At 73.9% G+C, this 15,934-nt stretch carries 15 protein-coding genes; 7 read left to right on the top strand and 8 right to left on the bottom strand.

Translation table 11 applies throughout. The features are described from left to right. The first annotated feature begins 3 nt into the window (after nt 1-3). Nucleotides 4-1,008 (top strand): LacI family DNA-binding transcriptional regulator, encoded by a 1,005-nt coding sequence (locus Q3Y56_RS01470; RefSeq protein WP_304460170.1) that lies wholly within the window; start codon nt 4-6, stop codon nt 1,006-1,008. Nucleotides 1,009-1,032: 24 nt separating this feature from the next. Here the strand turns inward: Q3Y56_RS01470 and Q3Y56_RS01475 are convergent, their stop codons facing one another. Continuing rightward, nucleotides 1,033-1,830, bottom strand: coding sequence for a PaaX family transcriptional regulator C-terminal domain-containing protein (locus Q3Y56_RS01475; protein ID WP_304460171.1), 798 nt, complete (start codon nt 1,828-1,830; stop codon nt 1,033-1,035). 101 nt (nt 1,831-1,931) lie between these two features. Here Q3Y56_RS01475 and Q3Y56_RS01480 point away from each other — a divergent pair, with 101 nt between their 5' ends. The 4 genes from Q3Y56_RS01480 to Q3Y56_RS01495 all read left to right on the top strand — a co-directional run bounded on the left by Q3Y56_RS01480 (nt 1,932) and on the right by Q3Y56_RS01495 (nt 5,953). Next, nucleotides 1,932-3,581, top strand: a complete 1,650-nt coding sequence (locus Q3Y56_RS01480) for an acyl-CoA dehydrogenase family protein (protein ID WP_304460172.1) — start codon at nt 1,932-1,934, stop codon at nt 3,579-3,581. Between the two features lie 41 nt (nt 3,582-3,622). After that, nucleotides 3,623-4,399, top strand: coding sequence for a crotonase/enoyl-CoA hydratase family protein (locus tag Q3Y56_RS01485; RefSeq protein WP_304465433.1), 777 nt, complete (start codon nt 3,623-3,625; stop codon nt 4,397-4,399). 546 nt (nt 4,400-4,945) lie between these two features. Continuing rightward, entirely contained in the window at nt 4,946-5,182 is a 237-nt protein-coding gene (locus Q3Y56_RS01490; RefSeq protein WP_304465906.1) for a hypothetical protein, read from the top strand. A gap of 15 nt (nt 5,183-5,197) precedes the next feature. Further along, a complete protein-coding gene (locus Q3Y56_RS01495) occupies nt 5,198-5,953 on the top strand; it encodes a DUF4239 domain-containing protein (protein ID WP_304460173.1) in 756 nt (251 codons plus the stop codon). On the opposite strand, the gene Q3Y56_RS01500 is transcribed toward Q3Y56_RS01495, so the two are convergent. The 3 genes from Q3Y56_RS01500 to Q3Y56_RS01510 form a co-directional block, all read right to left on the bottom strand. After that, a complete protein-coding gene (locus tag Q3Y56_RS01500) occupies nt 5,931-7,235 on the bottom strand; it encodes a cytochrome P450 (RefSeq protein ID WP_304460174.1) in 1,305 nt (434 codons plus the stop codon). The two genes, Q3Y56_RS01495 and Q3Y56_RS01500, sit on opposite strands and share 23 nt — an antisense overlap. Nucleotides 7,236-7,245: 10 nt before the next feature. Then, nucleotides 7,246-7,440, bottom strand: coding sequence for a ferredoxin (locus Q3Y56_RS01505; protein WP_304465434.1), 195 nt, complete (start codon nt 7,438-7,440; stop codon nt 7,246-7,248). An 86-nt stretch (nt 7,441-7,526) separates the two neighbouring features. Continuing rightward, nucleotides 7,527-8,378 carry a metallophosphoesterase gene (locus tag Q3Y56_RS01510; RefSeq protein ID WP_304460175.1) on the bottom strand — a complete coding sequence of 284 codons (852 nt, stop codon included), beginning with the start codon at nt 8,376-8,378 and terminating at the stop codon, nt 7,527-7,529. A 125-nt stretch (nt 8,379-8,503) separates the two neighbouring features. On the opposite strand from Q3Y56_RS01510, the gene Q3Y56_RS01515 reads away from it, so the two are divergent. Further along, on the top strand, nt 8,504-8,743 hold the full coding sequence (locus Q3Y56_RS01515; RefSeq protein ID WP_304460176.1) for a dodecin: 240 nt from the start codon (nt 8,504-8,506) through the stop codon (nt 8,741-8,743). Nucleotides 8,744-8,920: 177 nt separating this feature from the next. On the opposite strand, the gene Q3Y56_RS01520 is transcribed toward Q3Y56_RS01515, so the two are convergent. The 3 genes from Q3Y56_RS01520 to Q3Y56_RS01530 form a co-directional block, all read right to left on the bottom strand. Continuing rightward, nucleotides 8,921-10,162, bottom strand: a complete 1,242-nt coding sequence (locus tag Q3Y56_RS01520; RefSeq protein ID WP_304460177.1) for an NAD(P)/FAD-dependent oxidoreductase — start codon at nt 10,160-10,162, stop codon at nt 8,921-8,923. Between the two features lie 113 nt (nt 10,163-10,275). Then, the gene (grpE, locus tag Q3Y56_RS01525) at nt 10,276-10,731 is read right to left on the bottom strand and encodes a nucleotide exchange factor GrpE (RefSeq protein WP_304460178.1); all 456 of its coding nucleotides are present in this window, start codon (nt 10,729-10,731) and stop codon (nt 10,276-10,278) included. A gap of 219 nt (nt 10,732-10,950) precedes the next feature. Then, on the bottom strand, nt 10,951-11,817 hold the full coding sequence (locus Q3Y56_RS01530) for an Fpg/Nei family DNA glycosylase (protein ID WP_304460179.1): 867 nt from the start codon (nt 11,815-11,817) through the stop codon (nt 10,951-10,953). A 171-nt stretch (nt 11,818-11,988) separates the two neighbouring features. On the opposite strand from Q3Y56_RS01530, the gene Q3Y56_RS01535 reads away from it, so the two are divergent. Then, nucleotides 11,989-13,428 (top strand): amino acid permease, encoded by a 1,440-nt coding sequence (locus Q3Y56_RS01535; RefSeq protein ID WP_304460180.1) that lies wholly within the window; start codon nt 11,989-11,991, stop codon nt 13,426-13,428. Here the strand turns inward: Q3Y56_RS01535 and Q3Y56_RS01540 are convergent. Next, complete coding sequence (locus Q3Y56_RS01540) at nt 13,371-15,848, bottom strand: excinuclease ABC subunit UvrA (protein WP_304460181.1); 2,478 nt, start codon at nt 15,846-15,848, stop codon at nt 13,371-13,373. The two genes, Q3Y56_RS01535 and Q3Y56_RS01540, sit on opposite strands and share 58 nt — an antisense overlap. Between the last annotated feature and the right edge of the window lie 86 nt (nt 15,849-15,934).

Consider the following 15,934-nt stretch of genomic DNA (forward strand, 5'->3'; position numbering starts at 1 on the left):
CGCATGCACCGGACCCGGCCCACTCTGGAGAGCGTGGCGCTGCACGCGGGCGTCTCACGCGCCACCGTCTCCCGCGTGGTCAACGGATCTCCCAAGGTCGCCGACGGCAGCCGCGAGGCGGTGCTGCGCGCGATCCGGGAGCTGGGCTACGTCCCGAACCAGGCCGCCCGCAGCCTGGTGACGCAGCGCACCGACTCCTTCGCGCTGGTGCTGCCCGAGGAGCCGGGGCGGGTCTTCTCCGACGACCAGTTCTTCCCCGGCATCGTCCGCGGCGTCAGCCAGGAGCTGGAGGAGGCCGACAAGCAGTTGGTGCTGATGATGGCCCGGTCCGCCGCCAGCCGGGACCGGATCGAGCGGTTCGCCCTGGCCCGGCACGTGGACGGCGTCATGATGGCCTCGATGCACGGCGACGACCCGCTGCCCGCCACGCTGGCCCGTATGGGCATCCCCGTGGTGTGCAACGAACGGCTGCCGGGGTCCGCGTCCCTGCCGTATGTGGGGGTCGACAACGCGGGCGGCGCGCGGGCCGCGGTGCGCCATCTGGTCGCGGCCGGGCGGCGCGGGATAGCCACCGTCGCGGGCCCGCAGGACATGGTCGCCGGGATCGACCGGCTGGCCGGGTACCGGGCGGAGCTGCGGAACGCGGGCCTGCCGGAGACCGTCGCCGTCGGCGACTTCACCCAGGAGTCGGGCGTGGTGGCGATGGACGGGCTGCTGGCGCGGGCGCCCGCGCTGGACGCGGTGTTCGTCGCCTCCGACCTGATGGCGGTGGGGGTGCTGCGCGCGCTGCGGAGGGCGGGGCGGCGGGTGCCCGAGGACGTGGCGGTCGTGGGCTTCGACGACATCGACTCGGTGCGGTACGCCGAGCCTCCGCTCACCACGGTCCGGCAGCCCGTCCCGGAGCTGGGCCGCCGACTGGCGCGGCAGTTGCTGCGGCTGGCGGCGGGCGAGGCGATCGAGCCGTCGGTGGTGCTGCCGACGGAGCTGGTGCTCCGCGAGTCGGCCTGAGCCGGCCCGCGGCTGCCGGGCCGGCTAGCCCGTGTGCCGGGGCAGCAGCGCGCGCAGCTCGCGTTCGAAGTCGTCGTAGCGGGCGCGCAGCCCGGCCCCCGGCCAGTCCTTCGGCAGCAGCCGGGAGGGCAGGACGGGGTCGGTGAGCAGATGGCGCAGGATCGCCGCCGCGACCGTGAACCGGCCGGCCGGTCCGTCCGCCTCGTCCATCTCGCTCAGCAGCAGTCGGGCCTGCCGCGCCCAGCCGTCCAGGTCCCACAGCCGCGCGGCGAGCCGTGCCGGGTCGCCCTCCGGGGCGCCGGAGAGCAGCGTGCACTGCTCGGTGACGACGGCGGGCCGCGGGCGGAGCAGGTTGTCCGGGCGCAGCCAGGTGCCTTCCCGTAGTTCGGCCAGGCGCAGGTCGGCCATGGCGGAGCGCAGGGCGGTGCGCTCGGCGGCCGGGCGGCGCTCGGAGGTGACCACGGCGATCTCCCAGCCGCCGTGCCAGCGGCGGGTGCGCGGGGACCGGGCGTCGTCCTGCCGGGCCTGGCGGGCCAGCAGCCGGTCGGTGAGCCGGTACATGCCGTCGCGCTGCTCCAGTTCGCCGGCGGCGACCATCCGGGTGAGGGCGACGCGGACGGTTCCCTCGGCGGTGCCGAAGAGCGCGCCGACCCGCACCAGGGCACGTGCCGGCAGCTGCGGCGGATGGTGGCCCAGCAGGGTGCTCAGCACGACGGAGCGGGCGGTCAGCGGGCGCGGCGCCGGGGCACCGGCTCCCGCGCCGGTTCCCGTGCCCGTGCCCGTGCCGGTGTCCGTATCAGGGGCGGATGCGGTGTGGTCCATGGCTGTCCCGAACCCTATCCCTTACAGTTCCTCATCACGCATGATGGAAGTGTAAGACCGTGTCCGTCTCCGCCGTGCCCGCCCGTATGGAGGTTGTCGCCGTGAGCACAACGCACGAGGTCCTCAACCAGGCCCCGCCGCTGGTCGATTTCAGTACGGCGGACGACGCCGCGCTGCTGGAGGCGCTGCGCCGCGACGGCGGCGCCTGGGGCGAGCCCGAGGTGCGGGAGGTGGGCGCGCGCGCCGGCTCCGCCGAGGTGCAGGACTGGGCGCGGATGGCCGAGGAGCATCCGCCGGTGCTGCACACGCACGACCGCTACGGCCACCGCGTCGACGAGGTCGAATACCACCCGGCCTACCACCAGTTGATGGCCGCCGCCGTGGGCAGCGGCCAGCACGCGGCGGCGTGGGCCGAGCCTCGTCCCGGCGCGCATCTGGTGCGTGCCGCCAAGTTCTACGCCTTCGCGCAGGCCGAGCCGGGCCACGGCTGCCCGATCTCGATGACGTACGCCGCGGTGCCCGCGCTGCGCGCGGAGCCGGAGCTGGCCGCCGCCTACGAGCCGCTGCTCGCCTCCCGCCATTATGACTTCGGGCTGCGGCCGCCGCTGGGCAAGCACGGGCTGATCGCGGGCATGTCGATGACCGAGAAGCAGGGCGGCTCGGACGTGCGGGCCAACACCACCTCGGCGGCACCGGCCGGGGACGGGACGTATCTGCTCACCGGCCACAAGTGGTTCACCTCCGCGCCGATGAGCGACGTCTTCCTGACCCTGGCGCAGGCGGCGGAGGGGCTGACCTGCTTCCTCGTGCCGCGTGTCCTGCCGGACGGGACGCGCAACGCGATGCGCTTGCAGCGACTGAAGAACAAGCTGGGCAACCGTTCGAACGCCTCCTCCGAGGTGGAGTACGAGCAGGCCGTGGCCTGGCGGGTCGGCGAGCCGGGCCGGGGGGTGCGCACCATCGTGGAGATGGTCAACATCACCCGGCTGGACTGCGTCATCGGCTCGGCGGCGGGCATGCGGGCCGGGCTGCGGCAGGCCCTGCACCACGCCGAGCACCGGCGGGCGTTCGGGGCGGAGCTGATCGACCAGCCGCTGATGCGCAACGTGCTGGCCGACCTGGCGGTGGAGTCCGAGGCGGCCACGACGCTCGCGCTGCGGCTCGCGGCCGCGCTGGACCGGGCCGAGGCGGGCGACGCGGCGGAGGCGGCGCTGCGCCGGCTGGGCCTGGCGGCCGGCAAGTACTGGGTCTGCAAGCGGGGCAGCGCGCACGCCGCGGAGGCCCTGGAGTGCCTGGGCGGCAACGGGTACGTGGAGGACTCGGGCATGCCGCGGCTGTACCGGGAGGCACCGCTGCTGTCGATCTGGGAGGGCTCGGGCAACGTCGCCGCCCTCGACGTCCTGCGCGCGCTCGGCCGCGAGCAGGGCGCGCTGGAGGCGTTCCTGGCGGAGGTGGACGCCGCGGCCGGTGCCGACGCGCGGCTGGACGCGGCGGTGGCCCGGCTCCGCGATCTGCTGCCGCAGCTGGCCGATCCGCGGCGAGCGCAGGTGCTGGCGCGGCGGCTCGCCGAGCAGATGACGCTCGTTCTGCAGGGCAGCCTGCTGGTGCGGTTCAGCCATCCGGCGGTGGCGGACGCGTTCTGCGCCTCGCGGCTGGGCGGGGACTGGGGGCACGCGTTCGGCACGCTGCCGCCGGGCGTCGACACCGGGCCGATCCTGGAGCGGGCGCTCCCCGTGAAGGACGCGCGGTGACGGCACCGGGGTCCGACGCGGGGCCGGGCGGCCGCGGCACCGTGCCCGCCACCGTCCGTACGGAGCGGCAGGGCCCGGTCACCACGGTCGTGCTGGCCCGCCCCGAGGTGCGCAACGCCGTGGACGGCACGACCGCCGCCGCGCTCGCCGACGCCTTCCGCGCCTTCGAGGCCGACGCGGACGCGCGGGTGGCGGTGCTGTGGGGCGAGGGCGGCACCTTCTGCTCCGGCGCGGATCTCAAGGCCATGGGCACCGAGCGGGGCAACCGGGTGGCGGCCGACGGCGACGGTCCCATGGGGCCGACCCGGCTGCGCCTGACCAAGCCGGTGATCGCGGCGGTCAGCGGCCACGCGGTCGCGGGCGGGCTGGAGTTGGCGCTCTGGTGCGACCTGCGGGTCGCCGAGGAGGACGCGGTGCTGGGCGTCTTCTGCCGCCGCTGGGGCGTGCCGCTGATCGACGGCGGTACGGTGCGGCTCCCCCGGCTGATCGGGATGAGCCGCGCCATGGACCTCGTCCTGACCGGGCGGCCCGTGCCCGCGTCCGAGGCGTACGCGATGGGCCTGGTCAACCGGCTCGTACCGGTGGGAACCGCGCGGGCGGAGGCGGAGCGGCTCGCGGCCGAACTCGCCCGCTTCCCGCAGGCGTGCCTGCGCGCCGACCGGGCCTCGCTGCTCGACCAGCAGGGGCTGCCGGAGGAGCGGGCGATGGCCGCCGAACTGCGCCACGGTCAGGCGGTGCTGGCCGAGGGGCTCACCGGCGCGGCCCGCTTCGCGGCCGGAGCAGGACGCCACGGCGCCTTCTTCGAACCGGACGCCTGAGGCGGGGCTCTCCCGCGACGCCGCGCCGCCCGGCCACCGGCCGACCCCCACCTGCCCCGTGGCACGTTCCCTCGTTCAGGCGAATAAGCCGGACCATACGGCTGCGAGCACTGAGCGCCGTACAAGATCTCCGACGTGAACCGATGGAATCACGCAGGGCGTGTGGGGGTCGTCGGCGCGGCGCTCGTCGTCGCATCGGCCGGAGCCACAGCCGTCGCCGACGGAGGCGGCAGGGGGCACGGGCACGACGGCGTAGGGCATGGCCCGCGCCGGTGCGCCGTGGCGGCCGCCTGGCCGCGGGGGTCGTGGGCGTGGCTGGGCTCGTGCCACACGCACCCGCCCACACACACCCCCACGCACCCGCCCACACACAAGCCCACCCCTACGCCGACGCACAAGCCCACGCACAAGCCGACCCCCACACCGACACCCACCCCGACCCCGACGCCGAGCCCCACCCCGACCCCCTCCCCCACGCCCAGCCCCACGCCGAGCCCGACCCCGCCGCCGACGAGCGCCCCGCCGCGGCCCACGCCTCCTCCCCCCGTGCGGGCGGTCCCCCCGGTGCCGCCGCCCCCGCGGCACACGCCGCGACGCAGTCCGGAGCCGCCGCCGCCCCGCCCCGTCGCGCTGCGGACGTACTACAGGCCCACGCACCACAAGAAGCCCGACAGCGGGGGCTCGCTCGTCACCTCCACCCTGCTGCTCACGGCGCCCGCCGTCTTCGCGGCCGCCGTTCTCCGTCCCCGCTCGAGCGTCGCCGGCGGCGGCCGGCGCTCCTGACCTTGGAGGTCACCGTTGTCCGAATGGCTGGTACTGGTCCTCGCGATGGTCGCGGCGTCCGCGGTCGTCCTCATCGTCACGGTGCTCAAGGAGCGCCGGGTGGGCGAGGACTACGACCCCTCCGAGACCCCCGACGTCATCGAGTACATGACGATGATGGTCGGCGTGGTGTACGCCATCGTCCTGGGCCTGGCGATCGCCGGGGTCTGGGAGGCCCGCTCCGCCGCGCAGGACGGCGCCCGGGTGGAGGCCCAGGCGCTGTACGAGATCAGTGAGCGCGCCGCCGTGTATCCCGAGCCGGTCCGCGACAGGATCCGCGCGGACGTCGACGCGTACGTGAACCAGGTGGTCGGCAAGGAATGGAAGGCGATGGCCGACCATGGGGAGCTGACCCAGCAGGGGGACGTGCTGCTGCGCAAGGTCCGCCAGGACGTGGCGGGGTACGCGCCGCGCACCGAGGTGGAGGCGCAGACGTACCAGCCGCTGATGGACCAGGTGGCGATCGCGTCCGACGCGCGCGGCGCCCGTGAGCAGAGCGCGGGCTCGACCATGCCGGGGGTGGTGTGGTTCGGCCTGCTCCTCGGCGCGGTGATGACGGTCGGCCTGATCTTCACACTGCAGATCCGCCGGTCGCCCCGTGAGCTGCTGCTGGCCGGTCTGTTCAGCATGCTCATCGCGTTCCTGCTGTTCCTGGTCTGGGACTTCGACGCCCCCTACGGCCGGTCGGGGGGCGATGCGGCCGAGGTGTTCACGGCGCTGTTCCCCAGCTGACCGGGAGGTGCTTGAGCCCGTTCTGGAAGTTGGAGGTGAGCCGCACGGGCGCTCCGTCGCGCCGGAGCCCCGGCAGCCCGCCGAGCACACTGCGCAGCATGGCGCGCATCTGCACTCGAGCGAGATGCGCGCCCATGCAGAAGTGCGGCCCGTAGCCGAAGCTGACGTGGTCGTTCGGGGTGCGAGTGATGTCGAACCGGTCGGGGTCGGGGAAGACGGTCTCGTCGCGGTTGGCGGAGGCGTGGTAGACCACGACCTTCTCACCGCGCCGGATGAGCCGGCCGCCGAGCTCGACGTCGCGGGTGGCGGTACGCCGGATGTGGATGACCGGTGGGCAGAAACGCAGCATCTCCTCGACGGCGGAGCCGGTCAGCTCGGGCCGCTCGCGCAGCAGGGCGTCACTCTCGGGATGGTCCAGAAGGGTGAGCAGCCCGCCCGGAATGCCGTTGCGCAGCGTCTCGTTGCCCGCCACGGCGAACAGAAAGAACATGTTCTCGAACTCGTCGCCGGTGAGGCCGCCCTCGCGCATCCGGGCCATCACGCTGCCGGGCCGCGGCCGCTTCGCCAGGGCGTGGGCGTAGGCGAACATGTCGCCGAGGGCCTGGCGGGAGCGCGGGTTCATGGGCCGCCCGTCCGGCCGGGTGAGGGTCGCGGGCCGCAGGGCGAGGGCGGCGCGCCCCATCGGGGTGAGCGCTTCGGCGTCGGCGGTGGCGATCGCCGCGTACTCCGCGTCCTGATAGCCGATCACCCGGCTCGCCCAGTCGAACAGCAGCGGCCGGTCGACCTCGGGGACGCCCATGATGTGGGCCAGGGTCCACACCGGCAGGTCCGCGGCGAGTTCCACGAAGTCCGTCCGGCCGTGCGGCGCGACGTCGGCGACCAGCCGCTCGGCGCGCTCCTCGATGACGCTCTCCAGCTCGCGTATCGCGCGCGGGGTGAGGGCGGCCGCCACGATGCGCCGCAGCCGGGCGTGCCCGGGCGGGTCCTGGTTGAGCATCATCGCCCGGACGAACTCCAGGTCGGCCGGGGTGTCCGGATCGCGGATCTGGGTGGCGCCCAGGTGCGAGGAGAACACCTCCGGCGTGCGCAGGACGTGCTTGACGTCCGCGTGCCGGAAGACCGCCCAGTAGCCGGGGCCGGCGGGCCACGGCCCGACGGCGGGCTCGGCGATCCGGCAGACGGGGTCCGTGGCGCGCAGTTCGCGGTACAGGTCGTACGGCACGCCGGAGGTGTAGGTCCCGGGGTCGAACACCGCCACGGGGCCGGTGTCACGCGCGCTCATCGCGCCGCCCCTACTTGATCACGGAGATCACCTGGGCGGGGCAGGCGCGGGCGGCCTCGCGCACCGCGGCGTGCTGGTCCTCCGCGGGCGCCTCGGCCAGGAGGACCACCGTCCCGTCGTCGTCGCTCTGGTCGAAGACCTCCGGGGCGGTGAACACGCACATGCCGGTGGCCATGCACCCTTCGGCGTCGACCGTCACCTTCATCGTCATCGTCCTTCCTCGGCAGGGGGGTTGGTGTCCTCAGGCTACGGGCAGGCGGGCGGCCCCACCACAGGGTTCCGGTCGAATGATCAGCTCACCGGGACCCGCAGCACGCGGCGCAGCGGGTCCTCCGGCAGCCCGCCGTGCCGCTTCCATTCGCGCGGGTAGCCGACGGACACCTCCTGGAAGCGGACGCCGTCCTCCACGTGGGTCCGGGGGATGTGCAGATGGCCGTAGACGACGGTCTCGGCGCGGAAGCGCCGATGCCAGTCGGCGGTGAGTGAGGTGCCGCACCACAGGGCGAAGTCGGGGAACCGCAGGACCCGGGTGGGCAGCCGGGTCAGCGGCCAGTGGTTGATGAGGACGGTCGGCAGCTCGGGGTCGCGGGCGGCCAGCCGGGCCTCGGTCTCGGCGACCCGGGCCCGGCACCAGGCGTCCAGGGTGGGATACGGGTCGGGGTGGAGGACGTGCTCGTCGGTGCAGACCACGCCCGCCTCGTACGCGTGGGCCAGCGCCGCCTGCTTGGTGTGGATGCCGTCGATACGGAAGGTGTAGTCGTACAGCAGGAACAGCGGTGCGATGGTCAGCGGCCCGCCGTTGCCCTCCCAGACCGGGTAGGGGTCCTCGGGAGTGACGATGCCCTTGGCGCGGCACATCTCGACCAGATGCTGGTAGCGGGCGACGCCGCGCAGCTGCACCGGGTCCTTGGGGTGGGTCCACAGCTCGTGGTTGCCGGGTGACCAGATGACCTTGGCGAACCGTTCGCTGAGCAGGCCCAGGGCCCATTCGACGTCGCTGTACAGCTCGCCGACATCCCCGGCGACGATCAGCCAGTCGTCATCGGAGCCCGGCCGCAGCCGCTCCACGATCGCCTTGTTCTCTTCGTAGGCCACATGCAGGTCGCTGATGGCGAGGAGCTCGCCCCTGTGCGTGCCGCCCATGGTTTCTCCTGTCGTACGGTCGGTGCCGGTCGGGTGGTCGCGTCCGGCTCGCGGACCCCGGCACGGTGCGGCACCGTGGGAGGAGCAAGCGCCACCGGACCCTCGCACGGAACGGGAAAGCCGCCATGTCCCACCACACCTATCGGGTGACCGAGATCGTCGGCACCTCCCACCATGGTCTCGACGACGCCATCCGCAACGGCATCGGCCGTGCCACGCAGACGCTGCGCCATCTGGACTGGTTCGAGGTCACCGAGATCCGCGGTCAGATCCTGGACGGCAAGCCCGAGCACTACCAGGTGGGGTTGAAGGTCGGCTTCCGCCTGGAGGACGTCGAGGAGGGTTCCGGCGCCGCCGACGCCTGATGCGTACGGCTGAGCCACTGCTGAGTACGGCTCAGCCACCGCGTCCGCCTCGGGCCATCGCTTCTCGTCTCCCCCGTGTCCCCGTGCTGTGCGCCCGCGCGCCGTCCGGCGCGCCGCAGCGCCTGAACAGCAGCGTACGCGACGGTGATCGCTTGTGATCGCTCGTTCGGGCGATCGTCAGCGGAGGGGCCGGTCCCGGACGGGTCCGTCCCAGTCCACGCGGTAGCCGGTGAGCCAGTCGTCGGCGCCCGCGCCGCCCCGGTCCAGGCGGCGCGTCAGCAGCGTGTCGCGCAGGACGCGCCCCACTCGCCCCGGCGCCGTCCGGCGGGCCATGGCCGCGCCGGCGGCCGCCACGCGCTCGACCCGCGGCCGGCGCAGCCGTTCGTACGCCGCGAAGGCGCGGCGCGCGGGCAGGTCGCGCAGGCAGGTCGCCAGGACCACCGCGTCCTCCACGGCCAGGGAGGCGCCTTGGGCGGCACCGGGGGCGGACGCGTGCGCTGCGTCGCCGATGAGGACCATGGCATCGCCGGACCAGGCGGGGGTGGCCGCCAGGTCGTAGGCGCTGCCGACGGCGACGTCGGCGGCGGCGCGCACGATGCCGCCGGCGGTGCCGTCGTCGTCGAAGTACCCGGCGACCTGTCCGCGCCACTGCTCCGGGGTGGTGGCGGGTCCGGGCGCGGGAAGGGTGCCGGTCCCGGAAGGAGGGCCGGTCCTGGGGAGTTCGGGACCGGGGACGTGGGCGAACCACCAGATCGCGCCGTCCGGGGCGACGGTGCAGCCGAAGAACGCCTGTTTGCCGCAGACCATGGTGTACGCGCCCGGTTCCGGGCGGGACGGCTCGGGCACGGCGGCGAGGTCGCGGGTGTAGCCGCAGACGGTGTTCAGGCCGGTGTACCGGGGCCGGGGCGACGCCGCGTCGATGAACTTCCGGGTGACCGAGTGGATGCCGTCGGCGCCGATGAGCACGTCCGCCTGGGCCCGCCCGCCGTCGGCGAAGGAGGCCACGATCCGGCCGTCCGGGGCGATGTGGGCGGCGACGAACCGCTTGCCGTACTCGATGCGCACGCCGCGCCGCGCCGCCTCCTCGCGCAGCGCCTCGTCGAGGGCGGCGCGCCGGAGCGTGCGCGGAGCCGGGGCGCCGCCCCCGTCGCCCGCGAGCGTCCGTGAGCCCAGGCGCCTGCCGGTGCTGCCGACGACGTGGACCCGGTGGGCGGGGAAGGACCGGGCGAGGACCGCGCGGTGGGCGTCGACGGAGCGCAGTGCCTCCAGGCCGCCTGCGAAGAGCACGAGGAACGCGCCCGCGTCGGCGGCTCCGGGTGGACGGGACTCGTAGACGGTCGCGCGGATCCCGGCCTTGCGCAGGGCGATGGCGGCCACCACTCCTGCGATACCGCCGCCGATGATCACGGTGTCGGACATGCTGCTCCAAGCGCTCTGTTCCCGGTGGGGGTGCGGGTACGGGTGCCGGAACAACGCTGTCAAGGCCGGTGCGGTGCCGTCCATACCGCGTCGGGAGGGCGCACGCGGGCGGTTCAGGGCGCGGGGGGCTCGATGTACACGATGACCTGCTGGCGGCGCAGGATCTGGCCGCGCCAGACGTAGCCGTGCCGGACGGTCTCGGCGATCCAGCCGACCGGCCGCCCGTCGTCGGCGGGGCGGACCCCGACGACCTCGTGCCGCGCCGGGTCGGCGGCCCCCTCGTCCCGCAGGTCGGCGACGTCACAGGCGGCGAAGATCCGCGTCAGCCGCTGGTCGAGCCAGCGCAGTGCCGACGCGGCCTGCTCCGCGTCGGCGGGCTCCCCCTCCTTGGTGAGGTCGGCCAACCGGTCGGCGAGTTGCAGGAGTTCGGCGACGACGGGGTGGAGGTGCCGCGCCTCGGCGCGCAAGGCGCCCTGCTCGGCGCGGAGTTCTGCGGCCTCGGCACGCAACATGGCGTTCTCCTGCCGCAAGCGCGCGATCTGGTGTCCGGACAGTGGGTTCCATGCCATCGTCGTCTCCCCCTGGGCGATCTCCCCTTCTGATCGCCGGCGCCGTCGATCGATCCGCAGCGGGTATGCGCGAGCACCCTGTGAAGGGGGACGCGGTGGGGATGTCCCAGTGTGCCGTCCGGCCACTGGCGCGTACAGCACATCGCCGGATTCCGCAGGTGTGTCCGCGGGTTGTGCGGGGTGTCCGCGGGTTGTGCGCGGTGTGTCCGTGGGCGCGTGCTATTTCAGCAGCCGCGACATCCTGCGGTCGGCCAGCGGTTTCCCGCCGGTCTGGCAGGTCGGGCAGTACTGGAGCGAGGAGTCGCGGAAGGACACCTCCCGGATCGTGTCGCCGCACACCGGGCAGGGCTCTCCGGTGCGCCCGTGCACCCGCAGGCCGGTCTTCTTCTCCGCTTTCAGCTCTCCTGCCGCGAGCCCGCGGGAGCGTTCCACGGCGTCCCGCAGGGTGGTGCGCAGCGCCTCGTACACCACGGCGGTCTCGTGTTCCGTCAGGTCCGCGGCGATGCGGAACGGCGACATGCGGGCGGCGTGCAGGATCTCGTCCGAGTAGGCGTTGCCGATCCCGGCGATGACGGACTGGTCGCGCAGCACGCCCTTGATCTGGTGCCGTTCGCCGTGCAGCAGCGCGGCGAACGCCTCCTGGGTGAAGGTCTCGGCCAGCGGGTCCGGGCCCAGCCGGGCGATGCCCGGCACCTGGCGCGGGTCGTCGACGACGTACACGGCAAGCCCCTTCTTGGTGCCCGCCTCGGTGAGGTCGAAGCCGGTGCCCGGCGGTGCGGTGAACAGCAGGCGCAGCGCCAGCGGCCCCTTGCCGGGCCGGGGCGGGGCCGCCGGGAGGCCGTCCTGCCACCGCAGCCAGCCGGCCCGGGCGAGATGGACGACCAGATGCGGCCCGCCGGTGGCGAGGTCCAGGAACTTGCCGTGCCGGGCCGCGGCGGTGACCGTGCGGCCCTCCAGGGCGGTCAGCGGCGGGTCGTAGGTCTTGAGCACGCTCACCGCGACGGGGTACACGCGGGCGATCTCCCGGCCGACGGCGTGTCCGGCCAGGAATCCGGCGAGGGCCTCGACCTCGGGCAGCTCCGGCATGGCACCAGTGTGCCGCAGCGGGCGGGGGCGGCAACCGCGCGCCGCGCCCGGCGATCGCGTCCAGCGGCGGGCCGCGGGTGGGCCGTCCCGCGCGGCGGCTTCCCCCACGCCCGGTGCTGCTTCATCATGTTCCGCCGTCAGCAGTCGCCGTCGGCGGAGAGGACACACACCATGGCCGGACTCCGGATCGGGCAGGGCGTACTGCGCCGTAAACCGATCGAACACATCGAGGAGCCGGAGGGCGCCGCGAGCGAGCGGCTGACCCGGGTGCTGGGGCTGTGGCAGCTCACCGCCATCGGCGTCGGCGGCATCATCGGCGCCGGGATCTTCACCCTGGCGGGCACCGTGGCCAACGGCACGGCGGGGCCCGCCGTGCTGGTCTCGTTCCTCATCGCGGGCGTGGCGAGCGCGGCGGCGGCGTTCTCCTACGCGGAGTTCGCCGGCCTCATCCCGAAGGCGGGGTCGGCGTACACCTACGGCTACGCGGTGCTCGGCGAGTTCGCGGGCTGGTTCATCGGCTGGGACCTGCTGCTGGAGTACACCGCGATCGTCGCGGTCGTGGCCATCGGCATCTCCGGCTACTTCTCCTTCCTCGTGGAGGAGATGGGCGCGGACCTGCCGGACTGGATGCTGGGCGCGCCGGGCACCGGCGAGGGGCACAAGGTGGACCTGTTCGCCGTCGTCCTGTGCCTGTTCGTGGCGTACCTGCTCAATCTCGGCATCAAGAACGCGGCCCGGTTCGAGATGGTGGTCGTGGCCCTGAAGGTCGCGGTCGTGCTGCTGGTGATCGTGGTGGGCTTCTTCCACGTCGAGACCGGGCACTACTCGCCGTTCTTCCCGTACGGGGTGGGGGGCGCGTTCACGGGCGCGGCCACGGTCTTCTTCGCCGTCTTCGGGTACGACGCGATGAGCACGGCCGCCGAGGAGTCCAAGGACGCGCAGCGGCACATGCCGAAGGCGATCCTGTACTCGCTGGCCGTCTCGATGGTGCTGTACGTACTGGCGTGCCTGGTGCTGACGGGGATGCAGGACTACAAGGAGATCGACAAGGAGAGCGGGTTCTCCTCCGCCTTCAAGGCGGCGGGCCTGAGCGGCATCGCCGACGTGATCGCCGTCGGCGCGATCATCGGCATCCTCACCGTCATGTTCACGTTCATGCTGGGAGTCACCCGTGTGTGGTTCAGCATGGCTCGCGACGGGCTGCTGCCGCACTGGTTCGCCAAGACGCACCCGACGCGGCATGTGCCGACCCGGGTGACCTGGATCGTGGGGGTCGGCTCCGCGGCCATCGCCGGGTTCGTGAAGATCGGCGAGGCGGCGGAACTGACGAACATCGGGATTCTGCTGGCGTTCGTGGTCGTCTGCGTCTCGGTGATCGCGCTGCGCTACCGGCGGCCGGACCTGCCGCGCGAGTTCCGGTGCCCGTGGATGCCGTTCGTGCCGCTGGTCGGGGTCGGCGCCTCGATCTGGCTGACGACGTATCTGACGTGGGAGACCTGGGTGCGGTTCGCGGTGTGGTTCGCCATCGGCCTGGTCGTCTACTTCGGCTACGGCTACCGGCGCTCGGAGCTGGCCAGGGCGGAGCGTGCGGCGAGGGCTGCGGACAGGTAGGGGGCGGTGCGGCTCGCCGCCGAGCGGGCCACCTCGGCGGGGGTGCCTGCGGCCACGATCCGGCCGCCTTCGGCGCCCCCGCCGGGGCCGAGGTCGATGACCCGGTCGGCGCCGGCCACCAGATCCATGTCGTGTTCGACGACCACCACCGTGTGGCCCGCGTCGACCAGCCCGTGCAGCTGCCGCAGGAGCAGTTCGGTGTCGGCCGGGTGCAGTCCGGTGGTGGGCTCGTCCAGCAGGTAGACGGTGTGGCCGCGGCGGGTGCGCTGGAGCTCGGTGGCGAGCTTGATGCGCTGCGCCTCGCCGCCCGACAGCTCGGTGGCGGGCTGGCCGAGCCGCAGATAGCCCAGGCCGACGTCGCGCAGGGTGCGCAGGGCCCGTACGGCGGCGGGTACGTCGGCGAGGAACCCGGCGGCGGTGTCCACGGTCATGTCCAGGACGTCGGCGATGGTCGCGCCCCGGTAGGTGACCGACAGGGTCTCCGCGTTGTAGCGGGCTCCGTGGCAGTCCGCGCAGGGGGCGTAGGTGCCGGGGAGGAACAGCAGCTCGACGGCGGTGAATCCCTCGCCCTGGCAGGTCTCGCAGCGGCCCCCGGCGACGTTGAAGGAGAACCGCCCGGCGGTGTAGCCGCGGGCGCGGGCGTCATCGGTGGCCGCGAACACCTTGCGTACGGCGTCGAACAGGCCGGTGTACGTGGCGAGGTTGGAGCGGGGGGTGCGGCCGATCGGCTTCTGGTCGACCTGCACGAGCCGGTGGACGGCCGCCAGCCCCTCGGCCGCGGCGAGGTGGGCGGCGTACGCGCTCCGCTCGCCGCCGGGCTCCTCGTCCGCGCTCGCCTCACCGCCGAGGCCCAGATGCTCGGCGAGGACACCGGCCAGTACCTGCGAGATGAGGGTGGACTTGCCGGAGCCGGAGACGCCGGTGACGGCGGTGAACACCCCCAGCGGCAGTTCGGCGTCCAGGTCGCGCAGGTTGTGCCGGGTGACGCCGCGCAGCCGCAGCCATCCGGCGGGGGTGCGCGGCGCGCGGGGCGCGGGCCGGGCGCCGTCGGGGAAGAGGAACGGGCGGGTGGCCGATGCGGCGACGGACTCCAGGCCGGGCACCGGGCCGCTGTAGAGCACCTGGCCGCCGCCTTCGCCGGCCGCCGGGCCGACGTCGACGATCCAGTCCGCGCGGCGGACCAGCTCCATGTGGTGCTCCACCACGAACAGCGAGTTCCCCGCCGCCTTGAGCCGGTCCAGCACGGTCAGCAGCGCGGCGCTGTCGGCCGGGTGCAGTCCGGCCGACGGCTCGTCGAGCACGTACACCACCCCGAAGAGTCCGGAGCGCAGTTGGGTGGCGAGCCGCAGCCGCTGGAGTTCGCCGGCCGACAGGGTGGGGGTCGGCCGGTCGACGGACAGATAGCCGAGGCCGAGTTCGGTGAGCACCTCGATCCGCGCGGTCAGGTCGCGGGCGAGGGTCGCGGCGGTCTCGTCGGCCCCGTCCGCGGCGGGCCGCAGCACGTCGGCGAGGGCGGTCAGCGAGAGCGCGGCCAGCGCCGCGATGTCCTGCCCGGCGAAGGTGACGGCGAGCGCCTCGGGGCGCAGCCGCCGCCCTTGGCAGTCCGGACACGCCGTGCTGACCAGGAAGCGTTCGGCGCGGGTGCGCAGCGTCTGGCTCTTGGAGTCGGCGAAGGTGTGCAGCACATAGCGCCGGGCGCTGGTGTACGTGCCCTTGTACGGGCGCTGGATGCGGTGGGCCTCGCGCTCGGGGTGGACGGTGACGACGGGCTGCTCGTCGGTGAACAGGATCCACTCGCGCGCCTCGCGCGGCAGGTCGCGCCAGGGCAGGTCGATGTCGTGGCCGAGCGTGGCGAGGATGTCCCGCAGGTTCTTGCCCTGCCAGGCGCCGGGCCAGGCGGCGATGGCGCCCTGGCGGATGCTCAGGGACGGATCGGGGACCAGCGACTCCTCGGTGACCTCGTGGATCCGCCCCAGGCCGTGGCACGCGGGGCAGGCCCCGGCGGCCGTGTTCGGGGAGAACGCGTCGGAGTCCAGCCGCGCCGCGCCCGCCGGATAGCCGCCCGCCCGCGAGAAGAGCATGCGCAGGGAGTTGGACAGCGTGGTGACCGTGCCGACGGAGGAGCGCGCGGTGGGCGCGGAGCGGCGCTGCTCCAGCGCCACGGCGGGCGGCAGCCCGCTGACCTCGTCGACCTTGGGCGCGCCCGCCTGGTGGATCAGCCGGCGGGCGTAGGGCGCGACGGACTCCAGGTAGCGGCGCTGCGCCTCGGCGTAGAGGGTGCCGAAGGCGAGCGACGACTTCCCGGAACCGGACACTCCGGTGAACACGACGAGGGCGTCGCGCGGGATGTCCACGTCGACGCCCCGGAGGTTGTGGACGCGGGCGCCGCGGACGCGTACGAACGGGTCATGCGGTGGCATTCAGGTGATCTTAGGCGATGCGGGTACCCTGCGCCGTGGCGGTATGTCCGGCTGTGCTCAACTGATCCCTTTTCCGCGCGTTGCCA

This window comes from Streptomyces sp. XD-27 (assembly GCF_030553055.1).
GTDB lineage: Bacteria > Actinomycetota > Actinomycetes > Streptomycetales > Streptomycetaceae > Streptomyces.